11 protein-coding genes and 1 riboswitch are annotated in these 10,710 nt (G+C 48.7%); of the genes, 9 read left to right on the forward strand and 2 right to left on the reverse strand.

Features of this window, described 5'->3' with window-relative positions:
- Positions 1–176: 176 nt before the first annotated feature.
- On the reverse strand, positions 177–1,295 hold the full coding sequence (locus tag ACI4WN_RS00875; RefSeq protein WP_439776563.1) for a 5-methyltetrahydropteroyltriglutamate--homocysteine S-methyltransferase: 1,119 nt from the start codon (positions 1,293–1,295) through the stop codon (positions 177–179).
- Between the two features lie 153 nt (positions 1,296–1,448).
- Between ACI4WN_RS00875 and ACI4WN_RS00880 the strand changes: the two genes are divergently transcribed.
- From ACI4WN_RS00880 to ACI4WN_RS00895, 4 genes are all read left to right on the forward strand, one after another.
- Positions 1,449–2,360, forward strand: a complete 912-nt coding sequence (locus tag ACI4WN_RS00880) for a LysR family transcriptional regulator (RefSeq protein WP_439776564.1) — start codon at positions 1,449–1,451, stop codon at positions 2,358–2,360.
- Positions 2,361–2,608: 248 nt separating this feature from the next.
- Positions 2,609–3,316: a hypothetical protein gene (locus ACI4WN_RS00885; protein ID WP_439776565.1), complete on the forward strand. Its 708-nt coding sequence runs from the start codon at positions 2,609–2,611 to the stop codon at positions 3,314–3,316.
- A 421-nt stretch (positions 3,317–3,737) separates the two neighbouring features.
- Positions 3,738–4,217: an S-ribosylhomocysteine lyase gene (locus tag ACI4WN_RS00890; protein ID WP_008460870.1), complete on the forward strand. Its 480-nt coding sequence runs from the start codon at positions 3,738–3,740 to the stop codon at positions 4,215–4,217.
- Positions 4,218–4,239: 22 nt separating this feature from the next.
- Positions 4,240–5,115 carry a MetQ/NlpA family ABC transporter substrate-binding protein gene (locus ACI4WN_RS00895; RefSeq protein ID WP_008460873.1) on the forward strand — a complete coding sequence of 292 codons (876 nt, stop codon included), beginning with the start codon at positions 4,240–4,242 and terminating at the stop codon, positions 5,113–5,115.
- 37 nt (positions 5,116–5,152) lie between these two features.
- On the opposite strand, the gene ACI4WN_RS00900 is transcribed toward ACI4WN_RS00895, so the two are convergent.
- Positions 5,153–5,584, reverse strand: a complete 432-nt coding sequence (locus tag ACI4WN_RS00900) for a peptide deformylase (protein WP_439776566.1) — start codon at positions 5,582–5,584, stop codon at positions 5,153–5,155.
- Positions 5,585–5,712: 128 nt separating this feature from the next.
- A riboswitch (FMN riboswitch) is annotated at positions 5,713–5,828 on the forward strand.
- A 152-nt stretch (positions 5,829–5,980) separates the two neighbouring features.
- Between ACI4WN_RS00900 and ribD the strand changes: the two genes are divergently transcribed.
- The 5 genes from ribD (at position 5,981) to ACI4WN_RS00925 (ending at position 10,534) form a co-directional block, all read left to right on the forward strand.
- Positions 5,981–7,030: a bifunctional diaminohydroxyphosphoribosylaminopyrimidine deaminase/5-amino-6-(5-phosphoribosylamino)uracil reductase RibD gene (gene ribD, locus ACI4WN_RS00905; protein WP_439776567.1), complete on the forward strand. Its 1,050-nt coding sequence runs from the start codon at positions 5,981–5,983 to the stop codon at positions 7,028–7,030.
- A complete protein-coding gene (locus tag ACI4WN_RS00910) occupies positions 7,023–7,610 on the forward strand; it encodes a riboflavin synthase (RefSeq protein ID WP_439776568.1) in 588 nt (195 codons plus the stop codon). Before ribD ends, ACI4WN_RS00910 begins: the two co-directional genes overlap by 8 nt.
- A gap of 39 nt (positions 7,611–7,649) precedes the next feature.
- Positions 7,650–8,840, forward strand: coding sequence for a GTP cyclohydrolase II (gene ribA / locus ACI4WN_RS00915; RefSeq protein WP_439776569.1), 1,191 nt, complete (start codon positions 7,650–7,652; stop codon positions 8,838–8,840).
- 52 nt (positions 8,841–8,892) lie between these two features.
- On the forward strand, positions 8,893–9,354 hold the full coding sequence (gene ribH / locus ACI4WN_RS00920; RefSeq protein ID WP_154487536.1) for a 6,7-dimethyl-8-ribityllumazine synthase: 462 nt from the start codon (positions 8,893–8,895) through the stop codon (positions 9,352–9,354).
- Between the two features lie 178 nt (positions 9,355–9,532).
- Positions 9,533–10,534, forward strand: a complete 1,002-nt coding sequence (locus ACI4WN_RS00925) for a D-2-hydroxyacid dehydrogenase (protein WP_008460885.1) — start codon at positions 9,533–9,535, stop codon at positions 10,532–10,534.
- Positions 10,535–10,710: the final 176 nt, after the last annotated feature.

Genomic DNA, 10,710 nt, shown 5'->3' on the forward strand with positions numbered 1-10,710 from the left:
TTTAAAAAAGCTTCCAGACTACTAGATGATATACTGGGGAGACCTCATGTCCGGCAGTTGATAGACAAAGGAGACCTCACACCAATCAGTTGATAGACAAAGGAGACTTCACACCTCCACTACCACGCCACAGCCCAAACAAAATAGGCCAAGATCTTTCGATCTTGGCCTATTACCTAACCCCAAACTTCTTTTGCTACGTCTTCTACCAACTTGATTTTGGCCCATTGCTGGTCTTCGGTCAAGTGGTTGCCTTCTTCCGTTGACGCAAAGCCGCATTGAGTGCTCAAGGCTGACGTTTCCAGTGGGTGGAACTTGCTTGCTTCCTTGATTCTCGCCTTCACGTCTTCTGGATCTTCCAGTTCCGCCTTCTTGGACGTTACCAGACCCAGCACGACTTCCTTGTCAGCTGGCACTTCCTTCAGCGGTTCAAAGCCGCCAGAGCGTTCATCGTCAAATTCCAGGTAAAAAGCATCCACGCCCTTTTCCTTGAAAACGTATGGCGCAGCTGGGCCGTAGCCACCTTCTGAAGCCCAAGTTGAATCGTAGTTGCCCCGGCAGATGTGGGTGGAAATCCGCAAGTCGCTTGGCAAGTCAACCAAAGCATTTTCGTTTATTTCCTTATATAATTGCAAAATTTCTTCTCGGCTCAAGCGACCGCCTTCGTCAAAGGCATGCCAGAAGTTGTCGTTAACCAAAACGCCCCAAGTACAGTCGTCCAGCTTCACGTCGCGGGCACCGTGCTTGTAGAGATCCAGGATCAATTCCCGGTAAACCTTGGACACGTCCTTGGCCAGCTCGCTCCGGTCTGGGTAAACCGCGTCAGTAGCCGAGATCAGCTCATCGTTCCGGCAGATCAATTCACAGTAAAGCTGGGCCGGTGCTGGAATGCTTTGCCGCGGAGTCACGCCGTACTTTTCAGCTAACGGCTTCAAGTAGTCAAAGGCTTCAACGTCTGGGTGGCCTGGTTCATAAGTCAACTTACCCACCACCTTGGCTGCGTCAGGTCTGGTTTCTTCGTCATGGAAAAAGTAGCCGTGTTCTGCCTTGACGTGTTCTACGCCGCCAAAGCCCCAGAAGGTGTCCAGGTGCCAATAGGACCGGCGAAATTCGCCATCGGATACAACTTTCAAACCAACCTTGGCTTCCTTTTCTACCAAGTTGGCGATTTCCTTGTCTTCAACCTGCTTCAAGTCTTCGTGGCTGATTTCGCCCTTTTCAAACTTCTCTCTAGCTTCCTTCAAGCTGGCTGGACGCAAGAAACTGCCGACAATATCGTAACGTGGGTATGACATAATGATTACCTCCAAGTGTTAAAAAATAAGCTGCGCTTTAATTCGTTCTTAATGCTTGTTATTATAGGGGATTTTTTCTACAATTAAAAATAGCTATTTAAAGCACTCAACGATAGTTTTAGACTATAGATAGCCAAGAAAAGAGGTCCTACCATGAAGCTGCAGCAACTGCGCTATTTACAAAAAGTCGTCTCCCTCGGCAACATGACCGAGGCCGCTAAAGAGCTCTTCATCGCCCAGCCCACCCTGTCGGCCGCGATCAAGCAACTGGAAGAAGAGATGGGCATTACCATCTTGGTCCGGGGCAAAAAGGGCGTCAGCCTGACCGAAGACGGGCAAGAATTCATGCAGTACGCCCAGCAGGTCTTAGACCAAGTCGACCTGCTAGACCGCCGCTACCACGGGGAAAGCACGGCGCCCAAAATTTTCTCCGTAGCTGCCCAGCACTACGCCTTCGCCGTCGACGCTTTCGTTCATCTGTTAAAGGAGATCGGCCCCAGTGACTACCAGGCCAGCTTGAAGGAAATGCGAACCTACGAAGTAATCGAGGACGTGGCCCAGCTCAAAAGTGAGGTTGGCGTCATCTACCTCAGCCGTTACAACCGTCAGGTCTTGACCAGCAACTTTAAGGAGAAAAAGCTCCTCTTTACGCCCCTCTTTAAGGCCAAACCCCACGTCTTTTTGTATCAAAAGCATCCCCTAGCCAATAAAAAGCAGCTGACGCTCAAGGATCTCCTCCCCTACCCCAAGCTCAGCTACGACCAGGGCCGGCACAATTCCTTCTACTACTGGGAAGAGACCCTGGCCGACCAGCCCAGCCCCCGCTCCATCATCGTCAGCGACCGGGCCACCCTCTTCAACCTGGCCATTGGTCTCAATGGCTACACCATTTCCTCCGGGATCATCAACGCCGACTTAAACGGGGACGACATCATCGCCCGGCCCCTGGTCAGCGACGAATATATTGAGCTGGGCTACCTGGTCAACCAGCTCCACCACCTGTCGCCGATTGCCAACCAGTACATCGAGCTTTTAAAGACCAGCATTCAAAAGAATGCCAAATAGAGAAAAAAGTTAATCTAATTTGCCTTTAAGGATCATAAGCTAATAGTTTTAGTTTTTGGTCCTGGCTAAGTTAAAATTATTAACTTTCTCACTTTTACTTGGGGGCTAACCTTTGCTAACTCGGCTTTTTGTAGTAGAATAAAAAGATATAAGGACTTTGCTAAGCAAAAGCAAATCTAGCATTTTTTAACTTAGAATTAATCAGGCATCTTTTTTCAGCTAAAAGGTGACAACACTGGAGGTTTAATATGGGCTGGATACTTTTATTACTTATCATCATCATTGGCGTAATCGTGTTTGTTAGCTCACGCAAAGAAAAGAAGAAGCAACAAGCACTTTGGGCTTCACGGCAAAAGGACAGTTACGTTCCCCCAATGCCAGTCACTAGTCTGGAAACTGTAGATGGCGCAAGCAAGCTGGTTGTCAACAACGACAGCAACGTTTACTTCACCCAATACGAAAAGGGCAAGGCTGCTTGGCCAGGTGGCGTAGCTAACTTGAGCGTTTACTATGACAAGGACACCAAGCACTTGTTGATCTTGTCCTTGGTTCAAGAAAGCGACCAAATCGACTTTGGTGAAGTTGATCCAGAAGCCACTGAAAAGTTCTTGGCTGTCTTCCAAAGCATGGGCGGCCACTTGGCACAACACTACGAATTGCTGACTTTGAACAAGGTTGACTCAAGCGACTTGAACTTGGCAGTTAAGTCAAGCCCGGCTAAGGTTTACCTGTACACGGAAAACTCATCATACGATGGCAAGAAGCGCTTGTTCTTCTCACCAGACCCAACTTCAACGGCCTACAAGCTGCTCGGCGTTGCTGTAAGCAATGACCCAAGCGGCGACAAGGGCGTTGACCTGAGTTTGGAAGACTCCAAGGGCGTTAAGGGTTCTGTTTACACGACCTTGACTCCAGACGCCTTGGCTGACTTGCAAGCCAACTTTGTGCAAGCTTAATTGTTGAATAGTAAAAATAGTCTCCGACGTGGAGGCTATTTTTTTACCTTGACAAGGCTGGCCATTTATTATACTATGATTAAAAAGTGAAGAACACGTAGACGAAGAAAAGATAAGTAACTGGTAGACACTTCTACAGAGAGGCGCGGTTGGTGCAAGGCGCTGAAGCTAAGCCAGTGAACATGGTCTTTGAGTCAGCTAAGCGGTGAACAATGAGCTGCTTACGCCCGATGCCCGATACCGCATCCGAGTATGAAAACGTACTTAGTAAGGCAGCTTGCGCGAGCAAGTTGTGAAGATGGGTGGTAACACGCTGACGCGTCCCTAAGCGAGAGCAATCTTGCTTAGGGATTTTTTTGTCCCGTTTTTTCCAAAAGTAAAAAGTCATCCAAATGTTATATAGTTTCAAAGGAGTTTTATCATGGCAAAAGTAGAAAGTTTTGAATTAGACCACACTAAAGTTAAAGCACCTTACGTCCGTTTAATCACGGTCGAAGAAGGCCCGAAGGGCGACAAGATCTCCAACTTTGACCTCCGCCTGGTGCAGCCAAACAAGAACGCCATCCCAACTGGCGGCTTGCACACGATTGAACACCTCCTGGCCAGCCTTTTGCGGGATCGCTTGGACGGCGTGATTGACTGCTCCCCATTCGGTTGCCGAACGGGCTTCCACTTGATTACTTGGGGTGAACACTCAACGACCGAAGTTGCCCGGGCCTTGCGCGACTCCCTCAAGGCCATCAGAGACGACATCACCTGGGAAGATGTGCCCGGCACTACCATCGAAAGCTGCGGCAACTACCGTGACCACTCCCTCTTCAGTGCCAAAGAATGGTGCAACGACATCTTAAAAGAAGGGATCAGCGATGATCCTTTCAACCGCCACGTTGTAGAAGACTAGTTAACTAAGCGAGGACCAAAACATGAGGAAGAAGAAAAGAAACCGCATCATCATTATTGTTTCTGCTGTAATTATCGTCCTGCTTGCTTTTTTCGCCTTTAGATTCTCTTCTTCCAAGCAGACGAGTACCAAGCAAACCACCATCACCATTGGCTCCATCGGCCCTGACGTTCAGGTTTGGCAGCACATCGCCAAGACCAGCCAGGCCAAAAAGCTGGGCCTGAAGATCAAGGTGAAGGCCTTTACCGACGGGCCAAGCCTCTTGCGGGCTACCTCAGATGGCAGCATCAACGTTAGTGCCTTTGCCTCTTGGGCTTACTTGCAGGCTTACAACCAGTCTAAAAATAACGCCGGCACCCAAGTAGCGCTAGGTACGACCTACCTGGAGCCAATGGGCATCTACTCGGCTAAGTACAAGAAGCTGAGCCAGTTGCCAAAGGGCGCCACCATTGCCCTAGCCAACAACGCCGCTAACGAAGCACGGGGCCTGCTTTTACTAGCCGATGCCGGCCTGATCAAGCTGAAGAAGAACTTCAACGTGGCAAGCGGCAGCGTGAACGACGTGGCTGCTAACCCTAAGCAGTTCAAGTTTAAGCTGATCGATGACACCACTGGCCCCAGAGTGATCAAGTCAGTTGACGCGGTTTTGATTGGGAACACGATCGCCCTTTCCGGCGGCTTGAACGTTTTGAAAGACTCGCTTTATCATGAAAAAATCAACCAGAGCACGAAGAACAATATCAACGTGCTAGCTACGGCCAAGAAGAACAAGAACAATGCCGCTTACAAGAAGCTTGTAGGTCTGTACCACAACAAGCAGATTCAAAAGTGGATTGCTAAGAAGTATTCTGGCACCAAGGTTGAAGTTAATAAGCCAATTTCCTACTTGACCGATTAAAAAAGCCGCGCCATTTGGCGCGACTTTTTTGCTTCTTTTAGATCAGCTTCCCCAAGCAGTGGTCGACCTCGTGCTGGATAATTTCCGCCGTGAAGTCCGTAAAGGTCTGCTGGTGGGCCTGCATCCCCAGATCCTGATAGCTGACCTCAATCTCCTTATATCGCTGAACCGGTCGCTCACCCTCTAAAGACAAGCATCCCTCCTGCGTCAAGTATGCTCCACTCTTTTGGACAATCCGCGGGTTCAGCATCACCATTGGCAAAAAGCCCGCAAAGAGCGCAATGATCGCCTTCTTCTCCCCGATCATGTTGGCCGCTAAGCCCGCCGCTGCTGGCAAGCCATCCTTGCTTTCCCGGTGTACCATCAATGTATCCAGCAAGTCTTGGGCAACTTGCAGGTCATTTTTCGTTGCTTTTGCTGCCGGTTGACTCAAAAACAGGGGGTCATGGATAATTTTTTTCGCTGTCATTTTTCCACCTCAAAATCCTTTAGCTTCGCCTATTGTAACAGATTTTCTCTCCCACTTTTCCTGTAAGCGGTTAAAAATTCCCTTGACAGACCTTTAAAAGTTTTCTATAGTTACTAGTGAATTGAATAAATGTTCTTCGGGGCAGGGTGAAATTCCCGACCGGCGGTAAAGTCCGCGACCCACATTTGTGGTGGAATCCTCTTGGAGGTACCGATAGTTACAGTCTAGATGGGAGAAGTCAACAATAGCGATATTGTTTTATTTGGCATGGCCAAATTATGCAAATTAACGCTATTCTAACTTTGAATGTTACTCAGAGCCTCGAAATCTCGAGGCTCTTTTTATTTTCTCTTTTATCATTTTTCGATTTTTATTTTTGCAAAGGAAGTGATCTTAATGGCAGATGAAGACTACATGCGCCTGGCCATCCAGGCCGCTCAAGAAGGTCATGATACCTGGACCAACCCCCACGTTGGCGCCTGCATCGTCAAAGATGGGCAGGTCCTGGCCACTGGCTGCCACTACCACTACGGCCGTGAACATGCCGAACGGAACGCCATTAATAAATTAACTCCAGAGCAATTATTCGGTTCAACCATTTACGTTACCTTGGAGCCTTGCAGCCACTACGGCAAGCAGCCTCCATGTGCTGAACTCCTGGTTCAGTCCGGCTTTAAAAGAGTCGTCGTCGCTACCCTGGATCCCCACCCCCTGGTTACCGGCAAGGGGATCAAGATCTTAAAAGACGCCGGAATTGAGGTGGAAGTTGGCCTTTTAGCCAAAGAAGCCCGTGCCTTAAACCCCTTCTACAATTTCTACTATGAGCACGGCCGCCCTTACATCTCCTTAAAACAGGCCATCAGCTTAGACGGGAAGGTCGCCATTAAGGGCAAGCGCACCCCCATTACCAATGCGGCTGTTAGAAAGCAGGTCTTAAAAGAGCGGGGCGACTACCAAGCGATTATTGTTGGGGCCAAAACCGCCATTATCGACAACCCCACCCTGCTGTCTTCAAAAATCAGCGACTTCCAGCCCATCCGGGTGGTGGTTGACCGGCGGGGACGGCTCCTTGACCACTTAGACCTCAAGCTCCTCCAGGCCGGACCAGAAACCTGGGTCTTGACCTTGAACGAGGACTTAGCCAACACGGCTTTTCCAGACAATGTCCATGTGTTCTTGCTGCCTGGCAGAAAGGCCCGGGACATCGCCCAGCTCTTAGGGGAAAAAGGCATCCAGTCCGTCTACTTAGAAGGTGGTCCAACCCTGGCCAAGGCCTTCCTTGACGCCGACTTAGCCGATGACCTGATTACCTACCTGGCTCCTTTTTACCTGGGCAAGCAAACAACCAACGGCGTTGCCAGTCAAGAGCAATTACAATTAACCGACACCAAGATTCAAACCTTTAACGACAACATCCGCATTTACGGGAGGATTCAGCATGTTTAGTGGATTAGTAACCGGCAAGGCCGAATTGGCCGAAATTAAAAAGCAGGGCCACACCATGGCCTTGACCATCAAGACGACGCCTGACTTTTTAACCGGGGCCAAGATTGGCGACTCCATCGCCGTCAATGGCTGCTGCTTAACGGCGGAAGAACTGACGCCTAACATCTTCACCGTTACCATGATGCCGCAGAGCTTTAACAAGACCATTTTTAAAGACTCCCAAGTTGGCGACCAGGTCAACGTGGAACGGGCCCTGGCTGCCGGTGGCCGCTTTGAAGGCCACATCGTAACCGGCCACATCGACGACACCATCCAGCTTTTAAAGAAAAAGGTTAACGAAAATGCCTTAGAACTGACTTTTGACAGACCCAAGAGACTAAAAAAGCAGCTAATCTCCCAGGGTTCCGTTGCCTTAAACGGGGTCAGCCTGACCATCATGCAGGCCAAGAAAGGCAAGTTCTCAGTTGGCCTCATCCCCCACACCCAGGACGAAACCAACCTGTCCAAACTGGAAACTGGCGACTATGTCAATCTGGAAACGGACGTAATTGGCAAGTACGTTGAAGCTAATTTGAAGTAAAAAATAAAAATAGACAAAAGCAATAACGAGGAAATCACCATGGATGTAAAGAAAATTCAAGACGCAATCGAATGGATGAAGCAAGGCGGCTTAGTTATCGTCGCTGACGACGAAGACAGAGAAGCTGAAGGCGACATGATTGGCCTGGGCTCAAAGGTAACTCCAGAAAAGATCAACTTCATGACCAAGCACGCTAGAGGCCTGCTCTGCACCAGCATCGGCAGAAAGATCGCCGAAAGACTGGAACTGCCACAAATGTGGGTTGACAACACTGATCCTTTTAAGACGGCCTTCACGGTCAGCGTGGACTACAAGACGACCACCACTGGCATCTCTGCCTTTGACCGGGCTACAACCATCAAGGCCTTGGCTGATGACTCAACCAAGCCGGAAGACTTTTTCAAGCCTGGCCACTGCTTCCCATTAGTTGCTAAAGACGGCGGGGTCTTGGAAAGAAACGGTCACACCGAAGCTTCTGTAACTTTAGCCCGGCTTGCTGGAGAAAGCGAAGTTGCCTACATCTGCGAAATCTTGAAAGAAGATGGCCACATGGCACGCCGGCCTGAACTCAAGCAGATCGCTGCAGAATACAACCTGCCTTACTTCACCATCGCTGACCTGCAAGAATACTGCCGCAGTCTGGCGAGTAAGCGCCCAGAGTTTGTAAAGCTGCCAACTGAATACGGTGACTTCCAGATCAAGAGCTACGGCCATGGCAACGTCGTGTTGCAAAAAGGTGAGCTTGACACCAATAAGCCGGTCTTGCTCAGAGTCCACTCCAAGTGCATGACTGGGGACGTCTTCGGCTCCAAGCGCTGCGACTGCGGACCACAGCTGCACCAAGCCATGAAGAAGATCTCTGAAAATGGCTCTGGCATCATCCTCTACTTAAACCAAGAAGGCCGCGGGATTGGCTTAACCAACAAGCTCCGTGCCTACGCCTTGCAAGATCAAGGCCACGACACTTACGATGCCAACCTTCTCTTAGGCTTCCAGGCTGACGAGCGGGACTACGACGTAGCTGCTGAAATTCTGAAGGATTTGGGCATTAAGGAAGTTGACCTGTTAACCAACAACCCTGACAAGATCGGCCAGCTAGAAGATTACGGCATCACGATCCACAAGCGGGTACCCCTGGAAATCCCAGCTAATCCGGTCAACCTCAAATATCTAGCCACTAAGAAGGAACGCTTTAGCCACATGCTGAAACTAGACCAAGAAGCTTTATAAGCTAAAAAAGAAGAACTAGAAAAAGATACACAATAAGGAAGGAATTTTTCTCATGACCACCATTCAAGGCCAATTCAAGAAGACAGACTTTAAGGTAGCAATCGTTGTTTCTCGCTTTAACGAGCTGGTAACCAAGGCGCTAGTTGACGGGGCAGTCGCTACTTTAACCCAGTTCGGCTTAAATGCTGACAATATTGACGTTTACTGGGTGCCAGGCGCCTTTGAAATTGGCTACCTAAGCAAGAAGCTGGTTGACAGCGGCAAGTACGACGGCTTGATGACCCTGGGGGCCGTTATTCGGGGCGAAACCGACCACTACCAGATGATCATTAACGCCGTAACTAATGCGGCCATGACCTTGAACCTGGAAGGCAAGATTCCGGTAACCTTCGGCATCCTGACCACCGACAATATCGACCAGGCCTTGCAAAGATCAGGCTTGAAAGTGGGCAATGAAGGCTCAGCAACCGCCCAAAGTCTGCTGGAAATGATGAACTTGACTAGCGAAATCTAGCATCTCATTCCTGACTTTGTGAAAATTAAGCATTACACAAAGTCTCGGGTAAAGCCCTTTCTCACAGTTAGCGCTTACACCGAAAATAACTTGTTCATCGCCTCACATTCTTCTTTTTTCCTAGCCGAATTTGTGCTAAAATTATCAATGTAAAAGCAAGAATAACGGAGGGACAATAATGACTAAAATTTTTGCTTACGCAATTCGTGAAGATGAAAAGCCATTCTTGAAGGAATGGGAAGACGCTCACAAGGACGTTGAAGTTGAATACACTGACAAGCTTTTGACTCCTGAAACTGCCGCTTTGGCTAAGGGTGCTGACGGTGTTGTTGTTTACCAACAACTCGACTACACTGCTGAAACTTTGCAAGCTTTGGCAGACAACGGCATCACTAAGATGAGCCTTCGTAACGTTGGTGTTGACAACATTGACATGGCTAAGGCTAAGGAACTTGGCTTCCAAATCACTAACGTTCCTGTATACTCACCAGACGCTATCGCAGAACACGCTGCTATCCAAGCTGCTCGTATCTTGCGCCAAGACAAGCGGATGGACGAAAAGGTTGCTCGTCACGACTTGCGTTGGGCACCAACTATCGGCCGCGAAGTTCGTGACCAAGTTGTTGGTGTTGTAGGTACTGGCCACATCGGTCAAGTATTTATGCAAATCATGGAAGGCTTTGGCGCTAAGGTTATCGCTTACGACATCTTCCGCAACCCAGAACTTGAAAAGAAGGGCTACTACGTAGACTCACTTGACGACTTGTACAAGCAAGCAGACGTTATCTCATTGCACGTACCAGACGTTCCAGCTAACGTTCACATGATCAACGACAAGTCAATCGCTGAAATGAAGGATGGCGCTGTTGTTGTTAACGTATCACGTGGTCCACTTGTAGACACTGACGCTGTTATCCGTGGTTTGGACTCAGGCAAGCTCTTCGGTTACGTAATGGACGTTTACGAAGGTGAAGTTGGCGTCTTCAACGAAGACTGGGAAGGCAAGGAATTCCCAGACGCACGTTTGGCTGACTTGATCGCTCGTCCAAACGTTTTGGTAACTCCACACACTGCTTTCTACACTACTCACGCAGTTCGCAACATGGTTGTTAAGGCATTTGACAACAACTTGGAACTTGTTAAGGGTGAAGAAGCTGAAACTCCAGTTAAGGTTGGCTAATCTTAACTAGATAATAATCCCTTTTAAACTTACAGATTTTCTTACAATAATCTACTTAAAAATTACTTACATTACTTTACAAACAAATACTTTTAACTTATCCATTAAAAGCTAAAACTTAGGCAAAAGCCCGCGGATCCTTCTCACCCGCGGGCTTTTGTTATACCCTTTTTTCT

The organism is Lactobacillus sp. (assembly GCF_051893255.1).
Taxonomy (GTDB): domain Bacteria; phylum Bacillota; class Bacilli; order Lactobacillales; family Lactobacillaceae; genus Lactobacillus.